21 protein-coding genes and 1 tRNA gene are annotated in these 20290 nt (G+C 74.0%); 10 read left to right on the forward strand and 12 right to left on the reverse strand.

The features are described from left to right. The first annotated feature begins 1 nt into the window (after position 1). The 4 genes from cmk (at position 2) to IEY75_RS15980 (ending at position 3679) form a co-directional block, all read left to right on the forward strand. The gene (gene cmk, locus IEY75_RS15960; RefSeq protein WP_189115162.1) at positions 2-682 is read left to right on the forward strand and encodes a (d)CMP kinase; all 681 of its coding nucleotides are present in this window, start codon (positions 2-4) and stop codon (positions 680-682) included. Further along, the gene (gene der, locus IEY75_RS15965) at positions 679-2064 is read left to right on the forward strand and encodes a ribosome biogenesis GTPase Der (RefSeq protein ID WP_189115163.1); all 1386 of its coding nucleotides are present in this window, start codon (positions 679-681) and stop codon (positions 2062-2064) included. The genes cmk and der overlap by 4 nt, the downstream gene beginning before the upstream one ends. Positions 2065-2354: 290 nt before the next feature. Further along, positions 2355-3521 carry a glycosyltransferase family 2 protein gene (locus tag IEY75_RS15975; RefSeq protein ID WP_189115164.1) on the forward strand — a complete coding sequence of 389 codons (1167 nt, stop codon included), beginning with the start codon at positions 2355-2357 and terminating at the stop codon, positions 3519-3521. A gap of 17 nt (positions 3522-3538) precedes the next feature. Continuing rightward, positions 3539-3679, forward strand: coding sequence for an LPXTG cell wall anchor domain-containing protein (locus IEY75_RS15980; RefSeq protein WP_189115165.1), 141 nt, complete (start codon positions 3539-3541; stop codon positions 3677-3679). Positions 3680-3740: 61 nt separating this feature from the next. Here IEY75_RS15980 and IEY75_RS15985 read toward each other — a convergent pair whose 3' ends face one another. Together IEY75_RS15985 and IEY75_RS15990 are read right to left on the reverse strand one after the other, a co-directional pair. Continuing rightward, a complete protein-coding gene (locus IEY75_RS15985) occupies positions 3741-4010 on the reverse strand; it encodes a hypothetical protein (RefSeq protein WP_189115166.1) in 270 nt (89 codons plus the stop codon). A gap of 28 nt (positions 4011-4038) precedes the next feature. Further along, entirely contained in the window at positions 4039-4977 is a 939-nt protein-coding gene (locus IEY75_RS15990) for a calcium-binding protein (RefSeq protein WP_189115167.1), read from the reverse strand. Between the two features lie 183 nt (positions 4978-5160). Between IEY75_RS15990 and IEY75_RS15995 the strand changes: the two genes are divergently transcribed. Further along, a complete protein-coding gene (locus tag IEY75_RS15995; RefSeq protein ID WP_189115168.1) occupies positions 5161-6429 on the forward strand; it encodes an FAD-dependent oxidoreductase in 1269 nt (422 codons plus the stop codon). A 135-nt stretch (positions 6430-6564) separates the two neighbouring features. Here IEY75_RS15995 and IEY75_RS16000 read toward each other — a convergent pair whose 3' ends face one another. From IEY75_RS16000 to IEY75_RS16020, 5 genes are all read right to left on the reverse strand, one after another. Continuing rightward, the gene (locus tag IEY75_RS16000; protein ID WP_189115169.1) at positions 6565-8235 is read right to left on the reverse strand and encodes a monocarboxylic acid transporter; all 1671 of its coding nucleotides are present in this window, start codon (positions 8233-8235) and stop codon (positions 6565-6567) included. Continuing rightward, the gene (locus IEY75_RS16005; RefSeq protein WP_189115170.1) at positions 8232-8594 is read right to left on the reverse strand and encodes a DUF485 domain-containing protein; all 363 of its coding nucleotides are present in this window, start codon (positions 8592-8594) and stop codon (positions 8232-8234) included. The genes IEY75_RS16000 and IEY75_RS16005 overlap by 4 nt, the downstream gene beginning before the upstream one ends. Before the next feature lie 329 nt (positions 8595-8923). Next, positions 8924-8997 (reverse strand) — tRNA-Pro (locus IEY75_RS16010). Positions 8998-9144: 147 nt separating this feature from the next. After that, positions 9145-9471, reverse strand: coding sequence for a hypothetical protein (locus tag IEY75_RS16015; RefSeq protein WP_189115171.1), 327 nt, complete (start codon positions 9469-9471; stop codon positions 9145-9147). Positions 9472-9725: 254 nt separating this feature from the next. Next, positions 9726-10424: a hypothetical protein gene (locus tag IEY75_RS16020; RefSeq protein ID WP_189115172.1), complete on the reverse strand. Its 699-nt coding sequence runs from the start codon at positions 10422-10424 to the stop codon at positions 9726-9728. A 535-nt stretch (positions 10425-10959) separates the two neighbouring features. Between IEY75_RS16020 and IEY75_RS16025 the strand changes: the two genes are divergently transcribed. Continuing rightward, a complete protein-coding gene (locus tag IEY75_RS16025) occupies positions 10960-11679 on the forward strand; it encodes a trypsin-like serine protease (RefSeq protein WP_189115173.1) in 720 nt (239 codons plus the stop codon). Between the two features lie 185 nt (positions 11680-11864). Beyond that, on the forward strand, positions 11865-12641 hold the full coding sequence (locus IEY75_RS16030; protein WP_189115225.1) for a YaaA family protein: 777 nt from the start codon (positions 11865-11867) through the stop codon (positions 12639-12641). Positions 12642-12726: 85 nt separating this feature from the next. Here the strand turns inward: IEY75_RS16030 and IEY75_RS16035 are convergent, their stop codons facing one another. From IEY75_RS16035 to IEY75_RS16055, 5 genes are all read right to left on the reverse strand, one after another. Next, positions 12727-13002: a hypothetical protein gene (locus IEY75_RS16035; protein WP_189115174.1), complete on the reverse strand. Its 276-nt coding sequence runs from the start codon at positions 13000-13002 to the stop codon at positions 12727-12729. A gap of 89 nt (positions 13003-13091) precedes the next feature. After that, positions 13092-13364, reverse strand: a complete 273-nt coding sequence (locus IEY75_RS16040; protein ID WP_189115175.1) for a hypothetical protein — start codon at positions 13362-13364, stop codon at positions 13092-13094. A 213-nt stretch (positions 13365-13577) separates the two neighbouring features. Continuing rightward, positions 13578-14810: a DUF418 domain-containing protein gene (locus IEY75_RS16045; protein ID WP_189115176.1), complete on the reverse strand. Its 1233-nt coding sequence runs from the start codon at positions 14808-14810 to the stop codon at positions 13578-13580. Positions 14811-15307: 497 nt separating this feature from the next. Continuing rightward, entirely contained in the window at positions 15308-15961 is a 654-nt protein-coding gene (locus IEY75_RS16050) for a hypothetical protein (RefSeq protein ID WP_189115177.1), read from the reverse strand. 178 nt (positions 15962-16139) lie between these two features. After that, positions 16140-16340, reverse strand: a complete 201-nt coding sequence (locus IEY75_RS16055) for a hypothetical protein (protein ID WP_189115178.1) — start codon at positions 16338-16340, stop codon at positions 16140-16142. 192 nt (positions 16341-16532) lie between these two features. Between IEY75_RS16055 and IEY75_RS16060 the strand changes: the two genes are divergently transcribed. The 3 genes from IEY75_RS16060 to IEY75_RS16070 all read left to right on the forward strand — a co-directional run bounded on the left by IEY75_RS16060 (position 16533) and on the right by IEY75_RS16070 (position 20091). Beyond that, the gene (locus IEY75_RS16060) at positions 16533-17495 is read left to right on the forward strand and encodes a pirin family protein (protein ID WP_189115179.1); all 963 of its coding nucleotides are present in this window, start codon (positions 16533-16535) and stop codon (positions 17493-17495) included. Between the two features lie 97 nt (positions 17496-17592). Next, positions 17593-19044, forward strand: coding sequence for an NADP-dependent phosphogluconate dehydrogenase (gene gnd, locus IEY75_RS16065; protein ID WP_189115180.1), 1452 nt, complete (start codon positions 17593-17595; stop codon positions 19042-19044). A gap of 333 nt (positions 19045-19377) precedes the next feature. Beyond that, a complete protein-coding gene (locus IEY75_RS16070) occupies positions 19378-20091 on the forward strand; it encodes a PP2C family protein-serine/threonine phosphatase (RefSeq protein WP_189115181.1) in 714 nt (237 codons plus the stop codon). Positions 20092-20290 lie beyond the last annotated feature (199 nt).

The raw sequence follows: 20290 nt of genomic DNA on the forward strand, positions 1-20290 counted from the left end.
CGTGAGCGACCAGACGCGCGCACCCCGGTGCGTGGTGGCGGTGGACGGGCCGTCGGGCTCGGGCAAGTCGACCGTCTCCCGTCGGCTCGCCCGCGCCCTCGACGCCCGCTACCTGGACACCGGCGCCATGTACCGCGGGGTGACCTGGGCGGTGCTGCGCTCCGGCGTCGCGCTGGCCGACGCCGCGGCCGTCGCCAAGGTGGCCGAGGCGGCCCGGCTGGAGTCCGGCACCGACCCCGACGCACCGACGATGACCGTCGACGGCGTGGCTGTGGACGCCCCGATCCGGGGACCGGAGGTCACCGCGGCGGTGTCCGCGGTCGCGGCGGTGCCGGCGGTGCGCCGGCTCCTCGTCGCCCGCCAGCGTGACCTCATCGCCGCGGCCGGCCGGGTCGTCGTGGAGGGCCGCGACATCGGCACCGTCGTCGCCCCCGACGCCGCGCTGAAGGTGTACCTGACGGCCTCGCCCGCCGAGCGCGCCCGCCGCCGCAGCGCCGAGGACGCCGCCGACGAGGCGGCCACCGCCGCGGACCTGGCCCGCCGGGACACCGCGGACTCCACCCGCGCCGCCGACCCGCTCCAGCAGGCGGCCGACGCGGTGGTGCTGGACACCACCGGGCTCGGCATCGACGAGGTCGTCGCGGAGCTGCGCGCGCTCCTGGCGGCGCGGGGCATCCGGTGAGCGGGGACGACCGGGCGGACGGGCCCGCGGGCGCCGACGCCGGGCCGCTGCCCGTGGTGGCCGTGGTCGGCCGCCCGAACGTCGGCAAGTCGACCCTGGTCAACCGGATCATCGGCCGCCGCCAGGCGGTGGTCGAGGACGTACCCGGCGTGACCCGCGACCGGGTGGCGTACGACGCGAACTGGACCGGGCGGGCCTTCACCGTCGTGGACACCGGCGGCTGGGAGCCCGACGCCCGGGACCGCGCCGCGGCGATCGCGGCGCAGGCCGAGGCGGCCGTCGCCACCGCCGACGTGGTCGTGTTCGTCGTCGACGCCGTCGTCGGCCCGACCGACGTCGACGAGGCGGCGGTGAAGATGCTGCGCCGCAGCGCCAAGCCGGTCCTGCTGGTCGGCAACAAGGTCGACAACACGGCGCTGGAGTCCGAGGTCGCCGCGCTGTGGGCGCTGGGGCTGGGGGAGCCGTGGCCGGTGTCGGCCCTGCACGGCCGCGGCTCGGGCGACCTGCTCGACGCCATCCTGGCCGCGTTCCCGGCGCCCGCCCCGGCGGAGGCCGAGGGCCCGCGCGGCCCGCACCGGATCGCGCTGGTCGGCCGCCCCAACGTCGGCAAGTCCAGCCTGCTCAACCGGCTCGCCCGCGAGGAGCGCGCCGTGGTGGACCCGGTGGCCGGGACGACCGTCGACCCGGTCGACAGCCTGGTCGAGATCGGCGGGGAGACCTGGCAGCTCGTGGACACCGCCGGCCTGCGCAAGCGGGTCGGCCGGGCCAGCGGCACCGAGTACTACGCGAGCCTGCGGACCGCGGCCGCGATCGAGGCCGCGGAGGTGGCGGTCGTGCTGCTGGACGCCAGCGAGCCGATCAGCGAGCAGGACCAGCGGATCCTGTCGATGGTCGACGAGGCCGGCCGCGCGATGGTCATCGCCTTCAACAAGTGGGACCTGATGGACCCTGACCGGCGGTACTACCTGGACAAGGAGATCGACCGGGAACTCAAGCGCATCCCGTGGGCGCTGCGGGTCAACATCTCCGCCAAGACCGGCCGGGCCGTCGACAGGCTGGCGCCCGCGCTGCGCACGGCGCTGGCCTCCTGGGAGCAGCGCATCCCGACCGGCGTGCTCAACCAGTGGCTAACGGCCCTGGTCCAGGAGACGCCGCACCCGGTGCGGGGCGGCCGCGCGCCCCGGGTCCTGTTCGCCACCCAGGCGGGGACCCGGCCGCCCAAGTTCGTGCTGTTCACCACGGGTCCGATCGACGCCGGGTACCAGCGGTTCGTCGCGCGCAAGCTCCGGGAGGAGTTCGGGTTCGCCGGTTCGCCGATCGAGGTGGCCGTCAAGGCCAAGAAGTCCGTCGGTCCGGGGGGCCGCGGCAAGGCCCACGGCTGAGTCCGGCACCTTTCCGGTACCCGCGCCGCACCATTCTCCGCTGACCGGCGGACTGTTCGTCGTGCCCATTTCCGGCGGCCGTACCGAGTGGGGCAACGGGGATTCCGCAGCGGTGCGCGCCTTGCGCCGCGGGCAACTCAACCTTTTGACCAGGGATGACTAGGGCTATCGCGCGATAGTGAATGACTTTCGCGATCCATAGGCTGCGGTACAGCTTCGCCGCAATTCGCCCCGCGCCAGGTCCCCTCGCCGCAATTCCCTCCCCCCTCAGGTTGACCATGCCGCTGATTATGGAAGTGCTCAGTGCGCTTTCCCTCGCCCTGCTCGGCATTCTCGTCGTGGGCTTCGTGTACGGCCTCGTCAAGCCCGACGGCCAACGCCGGGTCCGCCGTCGCCTGCACGACTACGCCCCGGTCTCCCACGACGAGGTGGCCGTGCTGATCGCCTGCCACAACGGCGAGGCGACGATCGCCCGCGCCGTCGCCGCCGCGGTCGCCAACGGGGTCCCCGTGTACGTGGTGTCCGACGCCTCCACCGACGACACCGTCGCCCGCGCCGAGGCCGCCGGGGCGACGGTGTTCGCCCAGCCGGTCAACGTCGGCAAGCCCGCCGCGCTGCACGCCGCCTACGCGCACTTCGCCCTCGGCACCCGCTACCGGGCCGTCGCCATCCTCGACGACGACGTCGTGGTCGCCCCCGACTTCGTCGTGCAGAGCCGTGCCCTGATGTCCGCCGAGGTGGCGATCGTCGTCGGCCACAACGTGACCTGGTGGCCGTCCGAGCGGCGCTGGAACCCCTGGCTGGCCGCCCGCGCGTACAGCTACTGGAACTACCAGCTCGTCATCCGCCGGCTGCAGAGCGCGGCCAACGTCATGAACTGCATCTCCGGCTCCAACTCGCTGTACCGCACCGAGCTGCTGGACCGGATCCTGCCCGAGCGCCCGCCGTACATCGTGGACGACACGTACTGGGTGCTGGAGACGCACCGGCGCGAGCTGGGCCGGGTCCGGTACGCCCCGCGGGCCACCGCGCTGCTCCAGGACCCGACGACGTTCGCCGACTGGTACAGCCAGAACCTGCGCTGGATGTGGGGCACCTTCCAGGGCGTGATCGGCCACCGGGTGGGCCGGCGGGCGACCCGCTTCGACCTGGCGTACGTGCTGCTGATGCTGCACTGGCTCGTCTACGTCGTCTCCGGCCCGGCCACCGTCTGGATCATCCTGGCGGCCGGCGGGCTGACCCCCACGGGCGCGCTCGTCCTGGTCGCCGGACACGGGGTCTGGATGTGCTGCGCGTCCGTCCATCTGCGCCGACCGCGACTGGTGCTGTTCATCCCGGCGCTGGCGGTGATTGACCTGATCTACCGGGTCGTCCTCGTCCACGCGCTGGTGAAGGCCATCCGCCAGCCGGTCGTCGAACGATGCGTGTGGAAATCCCCCGCGCGTCTGGTCACCTAGGAGAGGAGATCGTATTCATGTCAGGTCATCAGGAACTACCGGTCACCGGCGCCTCCGGGCTCGTCCTCGGCGCGGTCGGCGTGGTGATGGTGGCGCTCGGCGCGCTGCTGACGTTCGCGGCCCGGGCGGGCGCCCGCGTGCGCGGCGCCCTGCGCTGAGCCGGTGGCTTCCGGCAGGGGGCTGGCGCCAGCCGCGCCGCCTGCCGGGCCGCTCCGGTCCTTAGATCGGGCTCGGCCCCACGCCGTCGACGTCGCCGGTGCCGGCCGCGGCGTCGCAGCGCAGCACCGTGACCCGACCCTCCTCGCCGATGTCCAGCCGTAGCGCGACGGTGTCGCCCACCACGCGCAGCAGCGCCCCGCCGTCGGCGGCGTGCAGCGTACCGCCCCACACCCGCCGCTCGCCGTCGCGGCGCGAGCGCAGGTCGACGGTGACAGGCACGGTGTCGCCGTCGGCGAGCGCGAGGGTACCGGTTCCACGGAAGCTGGCCATGGGGCCAAGGTAGCGCCCGGCGGTCTGCTCAGGGCAGGACGGTCCCCTCGGGAAGCAGCGCGTCGCCCTCGGCGGGCCGGTAGTCCAGCGGCCGTGTACCGCCGCCGAGCAGGAACCGGTCGGCCCCCGGTCCGCCGGTCTGGAGGTCGGCGCCGCCGCCGGGCCGCATCAGGTCGTTGCCCGCCTCCCCGTACAGCCGGTCGAGGCCCTCCTCCCCGCGCAGGTCGTCATTGCCCGGCCCGCCCCAGACCGTGTCGTCGTCGGTCCCGGCCCAGATCCGGTCGTCGCCGAGTCCGCCGCGCAGCGTGTCAGTGCCGCGGCCGGCGCTGATCAGGTCGTCGCCCGCGCCGCCGTCCACGGTGTCGTCGCCCGAGAAGTCGCCGATCGAGTCGTTGCCCGGCCCGCCGAGGATGTGGTCGGAGCCGCTGGACCCGTCGATCAGGTCCCGGCCGGCGCCGCCGTCGACGTGGTCGTCGCCGTGGTTGCCGCACAGGATGTCGTCCCCGCCCAGCCCGGTGATCGTGTTGGCCTGCTGGCCGCCCACGACGACGTCGGTGCGGGGGCCGCCGCTGAGGGTCCCGGCACCGGCACGCACCGTGAACGGAAAGCGCCTGGTCTGGCGGTCGGCGTCGGTCACGGCGACGACGAGGTCCGCGGAGCCCTGGGCCGCCGGCCGCAGGTCGACGGTGAGCCGGTGCTGTACGCCGACGCGCCGCCAGGGCAGGCCGGCGAACAGTCCGGGGTTGCTGTTGGCGACGATGCCGTAGCGCAGCGCCCCGACCGCCGTGCGGTCGTCCCAGAACCGGAACGCCACCGCGGCGCGGGCGGGCCCGCCGCACTGCCCGCCCACGACGTACACCGCGGGCGCCACCCCGGCTGCCGCGGCGGGCGCCGGGCCGGCGGCCCCGCCGCCCGCGGCGCCCAGCACGGCGGCGCCGACGAGGACGAACTGCCGGGCGACTCGCATGACGGGGCTCCGATCGCGGGGCGGTGGCGGGAATCCAGGGATCCAACCACCGCGGCCCGCGGCGGACAAAACCCTCTCACCCGTTCGGGTGGCCCGCCTGTCGGGCCGGTTCTCCCGACCGGGTAGATATTCATCAAGCGATGAAATAGGCTGCCGGCACGACCCTACCTGAGGCGGTGGCTCATGGACGAGCGCACAACCTGCATCGTGGCCGGCGGCGGCCCGGCCGGCATGGTGCTGGGACTTCTCCTCGCCCGCGCGGGCGTCGAGGTCACGGTGCTGGAGAAGCACGGCGACTTCCTCCGCGACTTCCGGGGTGACACGGTGCACCCCTCGACCATCCAGCTCCTCGACGAACTCGGCCTGGGCGAGCGGTTCGCCCGCCTGCCCCAGAGCCGGATCCAGGAGATCGCCTTCCCGGTCCCCGACGACCGCCGCGTCGTCGTCGGCGACCTGCGCCGGCTCCGCGTCCCCCACCCGTACATCGCGATGGTCCCGCAGTGGGACCTGCTCAACCTGCTCGCCGAGGCCGGCGCCGCCGAGCCCACGTTCACCCTGCGGATGAACACCGAGGTCACCGGCCTGCTGCACCGCGGCGGCCGGGTCGCCGGGGTGCGCTACCGCACCGCTGACGGCGCCGACGGCGCCCTGCGCGCCGACCTCACCGTCGCCTGCGACGGCCGCTGGTCCACCGTCCGCCGCGCCGCCGGCCTCGTCCCCGAGGAGTTCCCGGTACCGATCGACGCCTGGTGGTTCCGGCTCCCGCGGCGCGCCGACGACGGCCTCGACGGCCTGGCCCCGGCCGCCGCGCCCGGCCGCTTCGCCGTGGCCATCCCGCGCACCGGCTATTACCAGATCGCGTACATCGCCGGGAAGGGCACCGACCCGGCCATCCGCGCCCGCGGGGTCGAGGCGTTCCGCCGGGACGTGGCGGCCCTCATCCCCCCACTCGCCGACCGCGTGGACGCCATCGGCTCCCTGGACGACGTCAAGCACCTCGACGTACGCCTCAACCGGCTGCGGCGCTGGCACGCCGACGGCCTGCTGTGCATCGGCGACGCCGCCCACGCCATGTCGCCCGTCGGCGGCGTCGGCATCAACCTCGCCGTGCAGGACGCGGTCGCCGCCGCGACCCTGCTGGCCGGACCCCTGCGCCGGGGCGCGGTCACGCCGGGGGCGCTCGCCCGCGTCCACGACCGGCGGCTGCTGCCCACCGTCCTCGTGCAGCGGCTCCAGCGCCTCCTGCACCGGACCATGATCATGCCCATTCTGGAGGGCCGCCGCTCCGGCCCGCCGTGGCCGCTGCTCGGCCTGCTCCGCCGGGTACCCCCGCTGTCCGCCGTGCCGGCCTACCTGATCGGCGTCGGCCTGCGACCCGAACACGCCCCGCCGTTCGCCCGCCGCCCCGCCGGCGCACACACGGAACCCCGCCGCGCGCCGACGGCCGGTTGACTCGGCCGGTCGCCGTCCGCTCCGCCCGGTGGCCCGGCAGGTTCTCCGTCCGCGGCGTGGCGACGGCGCCGCCGCGCCGCGGGGGCGTCCGCGCGGCACCGGGTGGGGCACCGTGCGCGCCCCACCCGGTGATCTTCAGTGCGCCCCGACGCCGGTGAGCGCGCGGTGCTCCAGCGCGGTGAACGCGGCGTCGTCGTCGGCGTCCCGGCGCCGCCGGCCGGTCAGCGCGCCGACCGCGGCCAGCGCGAACCCGGCCGGAATCGACACCAGGCCCGGGTTCTCCAGCGGCACCGGCGCCACGGTCGTACAACTGAACAGCGCGGTCGGATTGCCGACGGACTTCGCCGCCGCGTCCACGCCGCAGGTCGCCGCCTGCTTCGCCGTCAGGGTGACCGCCGGCTTCGTGGCCGACGCCCCGCCCCAGCAGATCGGGCTCAGCAGCACCACCCCGATGGCCGCGACGAGGCCCCCGACGATGCCCCACACCGCGCCGCGAGTGGTGAACCGCCGCCAGAACAGCGTGAACAGGATGACCGGCAGGTTCGCCGACGCCGCGATCGCGAACGCCAGCGCCACCAGGAACGCGACGTTGAGGTCGCGGGCGAACGCCGACAGCCCGATCGACAGCCCGCCGATGGCGACGGCGGCGAGCCGCGCGACCCGCATCTCCTGCCGCTCGTCGGAGCGCCCCCGGCGGACCACGTTGGCGTACAGGTCGTGCGCCACCGACGAGGACGCCGCCAGCGTCAGGCCCGCGACGACCGCCAGGATCGTGGCGAACGCCACCGCGGCGATGAACGCGAGCATCAGCGACCCGCCGGTGCTGCCCGCGCCGCCGCCGAGGGTCTCGGCGAGCAGCGTCGCGGCCGTGTTGCCGCTGGGGTCCGACTTCTTGATCGCCGCCCCGCCCACCAGCGCCGCCGCGCCGAACCCGAGCACCAGCGTCATCAGGTAGAACGCCCCGATGATGCCGATGGCCCAGATGACGCTGCGCCGGGCGGCGCGGGCACTGGGGACGGTGTAGAAGCGGATGAGGATGTGCGGCAGCCCGGCGGTGCCGAGCACGAGCGCGAGCCCCAGCGAGATCAGGTCCAACTTGCTCCACGCGTCGGTGGCGCCGTACTTGAGCCCCGGTTCGAGGAACGCCAGCCCCTTGCCCGACTGCGCGGCGGCCACGCCCAGCAGTTCGGAGACGTTGAAGTGGTACCTGGCCAGGACCAGTACGGTCATCAGCGCGGCACCGGCCATGAGCAGGACCGCCTTGACGATCTGCACCCAGGTGGTGCCCTTCATGCCGCCGACGGTGACGTAGAAGATCATGAGGGCGCCCACCCCGGCGATCACCCAGACCTTGGCGGCATCGCCGGTCACGCCGAGCAGCAGCGACACCACCGACGCCGCGCCGACCATCTGCGCGACCAGGTAGAACGTGGACACCACGACCGTCGACACCCCGGCCGCGGTCCGCACCGGGCGCTCCCGCAGCCGCGCCGCCAGGACGTCGGCCATGGTGTACCGGCCGCTGTTGCGCATCAGTTCCGCGACCAGCAGCAGCGCCACGAGCCAGGCGACGAGGAAGCCGATCGAGTACAGGAACCCGTCGTACCCGTTCAGCGCGATCAGCCCGGCGATGCCGAGGAAGCTGGCCGCGGACATGTAGTCGCCGCCGATGGCGACGCCGTTCTGCAGCGGCGAGAAGGACCGGCCGCCGGCGTAGAAGTCGGCGGCGCTGCGGGTCTGCCGGCTGGCCCAGACGGTGATGCCGAGGGTGAGGGCGACGAAGGCGAGGAACAGGGCGATGGTCATCGGGTGGCCTCCCCGGCGGAGTCGGACGCGCCGGCACCGGACGTGGCGCCTGCCGGCCCGGTGTCGGCCGCACCGGCGGTGCGGTGGTCGGCGGCGGTACGCAGGCGGTCGGCGAGCGGGTCGAGTCGGCGCCGGGCGTAGGCGGCGTACCAGGCCGCGATGCCGAACGTCGACGCGAACTGGCCGATGCCCAGCAGGAGCGCGACGTTGACGTTTCCGAACACGCGCACGCCCATGAGGTCGCGCGCGTACGCCGACAGCAGCACGTACAGCAGGTACCAGGCGAGGAACGCCGCGGTCATCGGGAACGCGAACCGGCGGAACCGGCGGCGCAGCACCTCGATGTCGGAGTCGGACACGACAGCTCCTCCGCGTGGTCGTGGCAGCGGTGCCGCCGGCCGGCCTGGTCCGGGCTCCGGCGGGGGCGCTGCGGACTGCCCCTCGGCAGGGGCGACAGCAGGTTCTGGGGGAAAATTCACTGTGGAGACACTAGTGCCGGGGCAGGCCCGGCGGTGGCCGCGCGGGCGCGGGGACAGCGGGAGCACGCAGGGCGGTGGTAGCGTGTTACGCCGTTCGGGCGTCGTCCATCGCCATCTTCGACGACACCGGCAGTGTTCAGCCACCCGGTGAGTAACGCGGATAGCAAGAGAGGTCATTTCCCACAGTGGGAAATGACCTCTGACCTGCGTCGGGCTGGCCGGATTCGAACCGACGACCCCTTGACCCCCAGTCAAGTGCGCTACCAAACTGCGCCACAGCCCGCGATCGCCCGGCAAGCCTAGCAAACCTCGCACCCGCCCTACGGCAGCCCCCGCAGCGGCAGCGGGCGCTCCGAGAGGACCGGGTGCGGTGACGCGCTCCGGCCCGCCCCGGGAGGGGCGGGCCGGACGAATCCTGCGGTAACTGCGCCTAGCAGTGCCCGACTCGCGGCTGCGCCGTGACGCGGTCGGCGACCACCCACACGTGCGACTGGTAGCCGTTGTTGGTGCCGGCGCTGACCTTGAAGTAACGGGTCCACCAGTAGTCGTCGTAGCACCAGACCGGCGCCCACTGTCCGTAGGCGACGCCGCGGGTGCGGCAGGCGGAGAAGTTCATGCATCCGTGGACGCCGGTGTCGTTCAGGATCCAGCCGCGGTCGCCATTGGCGGCGGCGGCCGGCTGGGCGGCGAGGGTGAGTCCGGTGGCGGCGAGGGTGGCGGCGGTGAGGGCGGCGGCGAACGTGGCGCGGATGCTCATGCTTCCCCTTCGGTTTCGGCGTGCTGACCGGTGCCCGGCTGAGCTTTCCACCGCTTCAGGGGACACGCCCGAGGGTGACACGATCGTGTACGGGGGTGAGCGTGGCGGCTCGGGCTGGCCGGGTGTCGCGGCCACCTTTGCCGACGGCGCTGGCCCGTACGCGGGAAACAATTCTGAATGCTCCGAAATTACCCTCGAAGGCTGACGGCACAGACGACACATCGACGGCCTGGATCTGCCAATGCGACAGGCGGCTACCGGCGTTGGGGAGTGCCGTTCGCGGGCCAGATCTGGGGCGTCCCGAGGGCGACCAGGCGGAACTGGCGTACCTGCGGGGCGTACCAGCGATGCGTGGGGATCCTGCCGGCGGCGTTGGTCCGGTAGGTCGACAGCGTGACCCAGGCTCCGCCGGCCGCCGGCCGGGACTCCAGGCGCACCATGGCGGCCGGCCAGTCGGTGAACTGGTTGGCCGCGGGACTGTAGGCGCGGGCCAGACCCCCGGTGGTCACGTGGGATCCCGAGCGCTGGGCGGTCAGGGCGACGCCGGAGGCGCGCTTGACGAGGAACGACATCGACTGCTGGGTATAGACGTTCTCCGTGAGGTCCGACGTGCCGGCACCGGTGGCCTCGTAGGTGCCGAACCCCTCGCTGTCGTCGAAGGTGATACCCGCGGGTTGGGGCCAGTGCATACCGCTGAAGTGCAGCGTCCTGGTGCTGGCGTCGGGGCGGGTGATCAACCAGGTGGAGTCGGGGTGGTACCGGTCGCAGGCGGCGTGCTCGTCGACCCACAGGAACACCGAGGGCTTGTTGATCCGGACATCGGGCATGTCCAGGTGCACCACGCACGGCGGGTCCGCCGCCGCCGCCGCACCGGGCGCCCCGGCCAGAAGCGCGCTGGCGAGCAGGGCCGTGGTTGCCCAAGCTGTCTTCTTCTCCATGGTTTCCCCCGGCATGGGAATGGCAGATGGATAGACCGCCCGTGCCGATGCTACTCCCAAATCGAACAAATAGGGGCAGACAGTTGGGCGATCGAGTCCAGAGCTGGTGTGGCGTGGGCGGTCTGGTGGCTGCCAGCAACCGCTACGAGCGGCACAGCCCAGCCAGTTGGCCCGGACCTGTCCACCGCTGCTGCCGCTCGCGGCCACCAGCCGCCGGACCGCCGGTCGTGATCGCCCGACCCCGAACCGCCTCGCACGTCGACACCGGTCGAATTGACATTTGTACAATTGCGCTGCTCCGTCATTGCCGCTGCGCGGGTCGTTCGCGGGAAGCGCTGGATTAAAGCGATCGCCGCTGATCTTCGGGTCCGGTCGCGGATTACCTCGCACCCGGGCGCCGAGAACCACGCAGGTATCGCCATCGCATTGTTTTGCATCGATGTCGTGGTTAGTGTGGGACACGCCTTCATCCGGGTGCGCGCACCGCCAGGTGCGCTTTGCGCACCCCACGGCTCCACCCACCCCCGCAACCCACCGAAGGAGACACGTGATGCGTCGCGTCATGACCCTCACCCTCGCGGCCGCGGTCGCCGCCACCGCTTTCGTCGCCCCAGCGGCGGCCGCCGACCCCGGCCAGAGCCGCATCGACAAGGGCAAGTTCTCCACTGACGCCCCGTGGGGCGCCCAGTTCATCCGGGTCGACGGCAGCCGACCCAACGCCATCGTCTGCAGCGCCTCCGTCATCGCGCCGGACTGGATCCTCACCGCCGACCACTGCCTGACCTACCAGAACACCGGGCGCAAGTTCGCCGTCCTGGTGGGCAGCCTCAAGCGGGGCGAGGGCACGCGGTACGAGGTCGCCTCGCACATGAGCAAGTACGACGTGACCCTCATGAAGCTGGCGACGCCGATCCCGGAGGCGGCCGTCGCGCCGGTCGCCGACGCCGTACCGGCCATGCCCAGTGCCGACATCGAGATCTACGGCTGGGGCCTGGAGTGCCCCGCGCAGACGAACGGCTGCAAGCCGGCGCCCGCGCTGAAGCAGGCCACGCTCACGTACAACCGCAAGGCGCGCGACCACAAGGGAGGCCCGGCCCTGGGCCTGCAGCGCGGTACGGGCAACGCCTCCAACGGCGACTCCGGCGGCCCGGCCTGGGCTGGCGGCAAGATCGTGGGCGTCGCCTCCACCGCGGTGCGGGACACCGCCGAGTACTCCAGCGTCGGCGAGCCCGAGATCCGTCGGTGGATCAGGGATAACGCCGGCGTCTGACGGCACCCGGGGGGCCGTCGCCGTGCGCCACGCGCGCCCGTCCGGAGGCCCGCAACGACCGAAACATTGAAAGAAAACGCTGGGGACTCTTCCCGTCCCCAGCGTTTTCTTTCATGGACGAAACGCCAGTCGAATTCGTGGTCGACCCCCACCGCCCGCGGCCGGGCCACGGCAGAATCGTCGGCGTGATGATCCTGCTGCACTCCTCCAAGGCGATGCGCGTACCCGCCCCGGCCGGCGGACCGGCCCGCGCGACCGGCACCCCGGCACTGGTCGCCGACGCCGTCACCCTGATGCGGGAGCTGCGCGCGCTGACGCCGGCCGGGACGGCCCGGGTGATGGCGGTCTCGGCGGACCTCGCCGCGCGGACCCGGGCCCTGCACGACGCCTGGGACCCGGCCGGCGTGTCGGCGGCCGCGGACACGTTCGTCGGCGACATCTACAGCGGCCTGCGCGCCCGCGACCTGTCCCCGGCCGACCGCGACCGCGCCCAGGACCGGCTGCGCATCCTGTCCGGCCTCTACGGCATCCTGCGCCCGGACGACCTGATCTGCCCGTACCGGCTCGAGATGGGGTACCGGCTGCCCTCGGGCACGCTGTACGCCTACTGGGGCGACCGGATCGCGGCGCAGTTGCCGGCCGAGGGCGGCATCGTCGACCTGACCGCCGCCGAGTACGGCCGGACGGTGACCCGCCACGTGGCGGCGGACCGGCTCGTGACCCCGAAGTTCCTGACCGTCGACGCCAGGACCGGGGAGCCGGGCTTCGTCACGGTGCACGCCAAGATCGCGCGCGGGGTGTACGCCCGGTGGCTGGTCACCGCGCGGGTGGAGTCGGCGGCGCGGCTGCCGGAGTTCGCCGAGATCGGCTACCGGTACGACGGGGCGCGCAGCCGGCCCGCCGCCCCCGTCTACGTGTGCCGGGAGTTCGGCGGGAAGGGCCTCAGCGTGCGCCTGACCTGACGGCGCGCGCCCGCCGGGTCAGGCGCGCGCCCGGCCGCCCGCGGCGACCGGTGCCGCGGTCTCCACCCGGGACCGCGGCACCGGGTCAGCGCCGGGACTCGTCGACGAGGGCGGCGGCGACGTCGTCGAGCTGGTCCTCGTCGGGGACGAACCCGGCGGCGATGTCCGGGTGCAGGCCCTCCCGGGTCTCGGCGAGCAGTTCGTCGGCCACCTCGTCGACGCTCTCGCCGTGGTAGCGCTCCCCGACCCGGTCGACCGCGTTGCGCAGGGCGGAGGTGAGCTGGTCCTGCAGCGGGCCCCGGAGCTTGCGCTGGACCGGGTCCATCGAGGTGGGATCGAGGGTGACCTGAGCGTCGACCATGGCGTACTCCCGGACGGTGTGGCGGGGAAGGTGCGCCCCACATACCCAGGGTGACCGGCAGCTAACCCGGCTGCCGCCCGACCGGCGCCTCAGGCCGGCGCGGTCCAGTCGTTGTCGGCGGTCAGGCCGCGGGCGGCGAGTTCGCTGAAGCCCGCCTCCGTCGGCGTGAGGTCGGTGTGGTGCACCCCGAGCACGCTGTACTGCCGGCCGCGCGTCAACAGGTTGCGGTGCATCAGCCCGGAGGTGGTCGCGGTGACCGGCCGGTAGCTGCCCTCCATGAAGGCGCTGCCCTGCTGGTCGATGAAGACCTTCTCCCGGGCGGCCGCGGTGAGGACGGTGAGCTGGGTGTCGTTGAGGCGCATGGCCGGTCGGTCCTTCTGGTGGTGTGTGCCTGCGGTGGGCAGCGGTGGCGGACGGCGACCGGGGGACGGGCGCGGGTGGCGTGGCGGGCTGCGGTGCAGGTCGGTGGACGGGTTACCGCCCAGTCTTCCACCAGCGGTGCGCGGGCCGGGACGACGGTACGGGCAAGCCACCCCCGCGGCGGTCGCCCCCGCGGGGGAGGCGGCCCGGCGCGCCTAGCGCGGGGCCGCCGGCACGGCCCACACGGGCGGGCGTCGCCAGCGGGGGATCTCCAGGTAGCTGAATCCGCGCAGCGCCCACTCGGCCGGCCCGTACTGGTGGGCCTGGAGCCAGTACGCGCTCCACGCAAGCTGGACGGCGAACAGCGCCACGGCGATGCCGAACACCGGCAGCGGCGCCAGTTCGCCGGTGAGTCCGAGTCCGTAGCCGGTGAACACGAACGCGCAGAACACCGACTGGCTCAGGTAGTTGGTCAGCGCCATCCGGCCGGCCGGGGCGAACGCCCGGGCCAGCGCCGGCAGCCGGTGGAACAGCAGGACGGCGCCGGCCAGGTAGGAGGCCGCGAGCACCGGCGAGGCCAGGAAGTCGAGGGCACCGGCGAAGTACTGCAGCGCGGTGTCGGCGTAGTAGTTGCCGGCGAACGCGTACAGGACGCCGCCGGGCAGGCCGACGACGGCGCCGGCCACGAGCAGCCAGCGCAGGCCGGCGCGGTACCGCATCGGGTCGGCCAGCAGGCGCAGCTTGCCGGCGGCCAGGCCGAACAGGAACATCGCCAGCGCCGCCGGCCCCTGGAAGTCGAGCAGGATCGCGGCCATGCCCCGGACGTCGTCCAGGCGCTGGGCGATGATCTCGCTGAAGCTGCCCTGGTAGGCGGCCTCGACGTAGCTGATGGTGTCGCTGGTCTCCACCGGGTCGGTCCCGTCGGGGTCGCCGGTGTGCCAGACGAGCACGCCCCGCCAGAACCACACCTCGGTGGCCAGGACCAGCAGCGCGGCGCCGAGGATGGCCGCGGTGCGGGGCCGCAGGTGGCGCAGCGGGAGCAGGAGCAGCCCGAGCGCCGCGTACAGCATCAGGATGTCGCCGTGGAACAGGAACACGGCGTGCGCCGCCCCGATCGCGAACAGGCCGAGGACCCGGCGCAGGAAGCGCGGCGTGAAGGCCGCGCCGCGGCGGCTGGCGGCGGTGATCTGGAGGGTGAAGCTGTAGCCGAACAGGAAGGAGAACAGCAGGTAGAACTTCGTCTCGAACAGCGCGTCGGTCAGCAGGTAGGTCCAGCGGTCGACGGTGCCCTCGAAGCGTGCGTCGAGGACGCCGGTGCCGCGGTACTGCGACGCGAAGTAGGTGATGTTGACGGCGAGGATGCCGAACAGGGCGAGGCCGCGCAGGGCGTCGACGGTGGCGATGCGCCGCGTGCCGGCGTCGCCGGGGGAGGTGTCGGGTGTGCTCATTCACCTGGTCCACGACATGGTGGTGGGCCACCGGCGGGAGTGGCGCGGGGCAGGACGCGCGCGGACCGGCGCGGCGGCGGGGGTCGCAGCCACGCTAGCCGGTGGGCGCGCGCACGGCCAGGTGACGTTGTCCGGGTCACGGCAATCTTGCCGGGACGTCCCTCTCGGGCGGGGGGAATCGTCGGCCGGCGGTGGCCGTTGACGGAAATCCGGTGGTATGGCGCCCGGTCCGGCAGGGGCGCGCCGAGACGCGGGGACGCGCGGAGCTGTCGTCTCCGCACGTCCCCGCGGCGCCGCCTGGCGGCACTACCGGCGGCGACAGCCACCCACTGCGCCGCCGGTCTTCTCGTCGAGCCAGGTCACGGCCGGCGTCTGCCGGGGCGGTACCCGTTCAATGACTTAGAGCATTCACTAGTTTCATTTTTAGTCAAGAGGTGTGAACGCGCTGGTCGTGTCCGTTTGTACGCAACTCGCGGAGCCGCCGCGGACCCGCGTGGTCAGCCGCGTTTCTCGATCGCGGCGCGGATGGCCGGGAACTCGGCACGGGCTCTGGCCACGTCTTGGTGGTAGGCGAACACCAGGCCGCCGCTGCCGTGGTCGACCCAGCCGCAGACGACGACGGGCTGGCCCTCGACCGACCCCGCGCCGCAGCGGGCGGCGCCGCCGAGCGGGCCGGCGGCGACGTCGGCGGCCGGGGCCACCGACAGCGACCCGGTCGCCCCGGTGAACAGCGTGTCCAGGTCGCCGTGCGGGTTCAGGCTGGCCAGCCTCGCCGCGGCGATCATGATGACGTCCTGCTTCCCGGGCTCGCCGTAGACCCCGGTGACGGGCGCCGCGGCGGGCAGGGTCCGCATCACCGTCGCCAGCTCCGCGGCGGCGGCCCGGAGCTGCGGGTCCGTCGTCGGCCTGCGGGCGCCGAGGGCGGCCGGGACGACGACCTCGGTGCCGACCGCGTCGGCGACCTTCCCCACGTCGTCCTTGACGAGCAGCCACACCGCACCGCCCCCGGCGCAGCACAGCAGCGCGAGCCCGAGCAGGACGAACAGAATGATCTTCCCGGTCCGGCGCGCGCGGGGCGGGGCGGGCGGCGGCGGTACCGCCAGGACGCCGTCGTAGGGGCCGGCGGGCGGCGGGGCGGGGTACTGCGACATCGGGGGGACTCCGTCGGCTGAGGGAGCGCGGGTGCGCGCGCCGGCCGGGCGGCCGGTGCCGCAGGAGCCTAGGAGCGGTGGCGCCGCCGCACGACGGGTCAGTCCGGTAGCCGACAGCGATCCGCCCGCCGCCCACGTCCAGCGCCGAGGCGGTTCGCGGCGGTCCGGCGAGTCGGCTTCAGGAGGCGAGCAGGTGCCACGCGGCCAGGCCGCCGCCGACGCACAGCACGGCCAGCAGGAGAACGGCCAGCGCGGCCCGGCCCCGCCACGGTTCCCGCGCGGGCACCGCGGGCGGCAGCAGGGTGCCGCTGACGACGTACGCGGCGCCGGTGTCGGGCGTGGGGCCGGACTGCGGCCGGGTCGGCGTGGCGTCGGGCATCGGGGCTCCGCAGGTTGACGGGTGGGGTGCCGAGGCTGCGGATCCCGGCCGGTACCGGTCGACCCTAGCGGCCGGCATCGACCGCCGTCGCCGGCCAACCGGCCGGGCGGCCGCGCCGACCGGCCCCGCCCGCCCCGCCCCGCCGCGGCATCCCGCCGCCGGCCGCCTGGCCGGCGGCGCACACTGGTACCTGTGAGCAACCTCGACCCGCACCCGGCCGAAGTGACCTGCGGCGCCGACGCCGCGCACCGGCCCACCCACGTCCTGGTCACCGGACACGAGGTGGCCCTCGGGGGGCCGCGCGGCCTGCGGGTGACCCGGACCCTGCCCACGCGCACCCGGCGGATGGTGGGTGCCTGGTGCTTCGTCGACCACTACGGCCCGCACCCGGTCGCCGACGGCGGCGCGATGCGGGTGGCTCCGCACCCGCACATCGGCCTCCAGACCGTCTCCTGGCTGCTCGACGGCGCCGTCCGGCACCGGGACAGCCTCGGCTGCGACCAGGTCGTGCGCCCCGGCCAGCTCAACCTGATGACGGCCGGCGCCGGGATCGCCCACGCCGAGGAGACCCCGCCGGACGCCCCGCCCCGGCTGCACGGGGTGCAGCTCTGGGTCGCCCTGCCGCCCTCGGCCCGGTCGGCCCCGCCGGCCTTCGCCCACCACGCCGACCTGCCCCGGTACACCGACGCGGGGCTGACCGCCACGGTCCTGGTCGGCGACCTCGCCGGTGCGGTCTCGCCCGCCGCGGCCTTCACCCCGCTGGTCGGCGCCGAGCTGGCCCTGGCCCCGGGCACCGAGGCCCGGGTGCCGCTGGACCCCGGCTTCGAGTACGCCGTACTCAGCCTCGACGGCACCCCGCGGCTGGACGGCGCCGCGCCGCCGCGCGGGACCCTGCTGTACCTCGGCACCGGCCGGCGCGAGCTGCGGGTCGGCGCCGACGGGCCGGCGCGCGCCCTGCTGCTCGGCGGAGCGCCCTACCCGGACACGCTGGTCATGTGGTGGAACTTCGTCGCCGGCAGCCACGAGGAGATCGTGGAGGCGCGCCGAGGCTGGACGGCGCAGACCCTCGGCGGCCCCGTCCCGGGCTACGCCGACCGGCTGGCCGCCCCGCCCATGCCCACCACCCGGCTCCTCCCGCGGTCCGCCGCGGGCTGACCCGCCCTGCCGCGGTTTTTTCCAGCTCCGCCGGATTCAACCGTTGCCGCGTCCGGCCCGTACCTCCAGGCACCCCACCGCCTCAGAGGAGCCTGGAATGCCGCAACCCCACCCCCTTGCGCAGATCGGCGTGACCGGCCTGGCCGTCATGGGCCGCAACCTCGCCCGCAACCTCGCCCGCCACGGATACGCCGTGGCCGTGCACAACCGCTCGTCCGCCCGCACCCACGCCCTGGTGGCCGAGTGCGGGGACGAGGGCACCTTCATCCCCGCCGACACCCTCGCCGACTTCGTCGCCTCGCTGAGCCGCCCGCGCGCGGTCATCGTGATGGTGCAGGCGGGCGCGGCCACCGACGCCGTGATCGACGAGTTGGTCCCGCTGCTGGACGCCGACGACGTCGTCGTGGACTGCGGCAACGCCCACTACGCCGACACCCGCCGCCGGGAGCAGCGGCTGCGCACCCACGGCCTGCACTTCGTCGGCTGCGGCGTCTCCGGCGGCGAGGAGGGCGCCCTGCACGGTCCGTCGATCATGCCCGGCGGGTCCGTGGAGTCCTACGCCCGGCTCGGCCCGATCCTGTCGGCCATCGCGGCCCGGGTCGACGGCGAGCCCTGCGTCACCCATGCCGGCCCCGACGGCGCCGGCCACTTCGTCAAGATGGTGCACAACGGCATCGAGTACGCCGACATGCAGCTCATCGCCGAGGCCTACGAGCTGCTGCGGGAGGGCCTGTGGGCCTCGCCCCGGCAGATCGCCGAGATCTTCCGGCGCTGGAACACCGGGCCGCTGGAGTCCTTCCTCATCGAGATCACCGCGGACGTCCTGGAGCACATGGACACCGCCACCGGCCGCCCGTTCGTCGACATCGTCGCCGACGTCGCCGAGCAGAAGGGCACCGGCCGCTGGACCGTGCAGAGCGCCCTGGACCTGGGGGTACCGGTCACCGGCATCGCCGAGGCGACCTTCGCCCGCGCCCTGTCCGGCAGCGTGGTGGCCCGCCGGGCCGCCGCCGAGACGTTCGCCCACGCGGGCGGCAACTTCGCGCTGACCGTCCCGGACACCGAGGCGTTCGTCGAGGACGTCCGCCGCGCGCTGTACGCCTCGAAGATCGTCGCCTACGCGCAGGGCTTCGACCAGATCGCCGCCGGCAGCGAGGAGCACGGCTGGAAGATCGACCGCGGGGCGGTCGCCGGGATCTGGCGCGGCGGCTGCATCATCCGCGCCCGGTTCCTCGACCGGATCCGCGCCGCCTACGCCGTCGACCCGGCCCTGCCGACGATGCTGGTGGACCCGTACTTCGCGGGCGCGGTCACCGACGGCGTGGCGAGCTGGCGCCGGATCGTCGCCGAGGCCGCCCAGGCCGGCGTCCCGGTACCGGCCTTCGCCTCGTCCCTGGCCTACTACGACGGGCTGCGCCGCGACCGCCTGCCGGCCGCGCTCGTCCAGGGGATGCGCGACCACTTCGGCGCCCACACCTACCGGCGGGTGGACCGGCCCGGCAGCTTCCACACCCGCTGGTCCGGCGACCGGTCCGAGCATCCGGCGTGAGGTCGCCGCGGCGCGTCTGCACCGCCACGGGGCGCTGGCTGCGCTCGCCGACCGCGGTACGCCCGCTGGGTCGCCCGCGCAGCAGCCGGCTCGTGGGCTGCCCGGCACGCCCCCGCGGCGTGCCGGGGGACCACGGGTGACCAGGTGATTACCCGTACGCGGTGAGCCCGATCTCCGGCGCTGGCATCATGGCCCTACCATATGAGCAGTTCATGCCACGTCCGGTGCGCGCGTCCGGGCGGTCGCGCGGGTGCCCGGCCCCCGCCCGGCCGGCCCGCCGCGGATCCCGGGCGCGGCCCGCGGAAGGGGCGGTAGCGTGGCAGCCTGCAAGGAATGGGCCTGAGCTTGCGTACGGCGATGGTGTCCGACCTGGGCCGGCGGCGGGGCAACAACGAGGATGCCGCGTACGCCGGGCACCGCCTGCTCGCGGTCGCCGACGGCATGGGCGGCCTGCCCGCCGGGGAGTTGGCCAGCGACATCGCCATCCGCTCGCTGCGCGATGCCGACGACCTGCACGGCACCGACGCGGACCTGACCGGCGCCCTGCGGGTGCGCATCGATGCGGCCAACGAGGCGATCCGGGCCGCGGTGAGCGCCGACCCGATGCGCCACGGCATGGGTACGACGGTCACCGCGCTGCTGATCGACGGCCCGCGGGCGGGCCTGCTGCACATCGGCGACTCCCGCTGCTACCAGTGGCGCGACGGCAACCTGCGCCAGCTCACGCCCGACCACACCTACGTCCAGGCCCTGGTCGACCAGGGGGTGCTGACCCGGGAGCAGGCGCGCGAACACCCCCAGAAGGCGCTGGTCACCCAGGCGCTGCAGGGCGAGGTGATCGCCCCGTTCATCGGGGAGTTCGACGTGTACGTCGGCGACCGGTACCTGCTGTGCAGCGACGGCCTGACCGACGTGGTGGAGGACGCCCGGATCGCCTCGGCGCTGGAGGAGATCGCCGATCCGGCGGACTGCGCCGCCCACCTGGTCGAGCTGGCACTGGCCGGCGGCGGCCCGGACAACATCACCATCGTGATCGCCGACCTGTAGCGCGCCCCGGTCGTTGTCGGCCACTAACGATCCGGTAACGCGGCGGCGCCACCCTGTCGGTATTGGTACGCATTTGCTGTCGTGAATACCAATCAACGGCCGGTCGATTAGCACCGGATTCACGACCGCCGCCCCAACTGGTCCGTTTGGCGGATCTCCACACATCGAAAACGGCGAACGCGGCGGCCGCCGGTACGTG

Source organism: Pilimelia terevasa, assembly GCF_014647915.1.
GTDB classification, from domain to species: Bacteria; Actinomycetota; Actinomycetes; order Mycobacteriales; family Micromonosporaceae; genus Pilimelia; species Pilimelia terevasa.

Coding starts and splice junctions, on each gene's coding strand:
- IEY75_RS16055 (WP_189115178.1), bottom strand. CDS start 16,340: ATGCCCGACGCCACGCCGACCCGGCCGCAGTCCGGCCCCACGCCCGAC.
- IEY75_RS16000 (WP_189115169.1), bottom strand. CDS start 8,235: ATGACCATCGCCCTGTTCCTCGCCTTCGTCGCCCTCACCCTCGGCATC.
- IEY75_RS15985 (WP_189115166.1), bottom strand. CDS start 4,010: ATGGCCAGCTTCCGTGGAACCGGTACCCTCGCGCTCGCCGACGGCGAC.
- IEY75_RS16050 (WP_189115177.1), bottom strand. CDS start 15,961: ATGTCGCAGTACCCCGCCCCGCCGCCCGCCGGCCCCTACGACGGCGTC.
- IEY75_RS16025 (WP_189115173.1), top strand. CDS start 10,960: ATGCGTCGCGTCATGACCCTCACCCTCGCGGCCGCGGTCGCCGCCACC.
- gnd (WP_189115180.1), top strand. CDS start 17,593: ATGCCGCAACCCCACCCCCTTGCGCAGATCGGCGTGACCGGCCTGGCC.
- IEY75_RS16070 (WP_189115181.1), top strand. CDS start 19,378: ATGGGCCTGAGCTTGCGTACGGCGATGGTGTCCGACCTGGGCCGGCGG.
- IEY75_RS15990 (WP_189115167.1), bottom strand. CDS start 4,977: ATGCGAGTCGCCCGGCAGTTCGTCCTCGTCGGCGCCGCCGTGCTGGGC.
- IEY75_RS16035 (WP_189115174.1), bottom strand. CDS start 13,002: ATGGTCGACGCTCAGGTCACCCTCGATCCCACCTCGATGGACCCGGTC.
- IEY75_RS15975 (WP_189115164.1), top strand. CDS start 2,355: ATGGAAGTGCTCAGTGCGCTTTCCCTCGCCCTGCTCGGCATTCTCGTC.
- IEY75_RS16020 (WP_189115172.1), bottom strand. CDS start 10,424: ATGCCGGGGGAAACCATGGAGAAGAAGACAGCTTGGGCAACCACGGCC.
- IEY75_RS15995 (WP_189115168.1), top strand. CDS start 5,161: ATGGACGAGCGCACAACCTGCATCGTGGCCGGCGGCGGCCCGGCCGGC.
- IEY75_RS16040 (WP_189115175.1), bottom strand. CDS start 13,364: ATGCGCCTCAACGACACCCAGCTCACCGTCCTCACCGCGGCCGCCCGG.
- IEY75_RS16045 (WP_189115176.1), bottom strand. CDS start 14,810: ATGAGCACACCCGACACCTCCCCCGGCGACGCCGGCACGCGGCGCATC.
- IEY75_RS15980 (WP_189115165.1), top strand. CDS start 3,539: ATGTCAGGTCATCAGGAACTACCGGTCACCGGCGCCTCCGGGCTCGTC.
- IEY75_RS16015 (WP_189115171.1), bottom strand. CDS start 9,471: ATGAGCATCCGCGCCACGTTCGCCGCCGCCCTCACCGCCGCCACCCTC.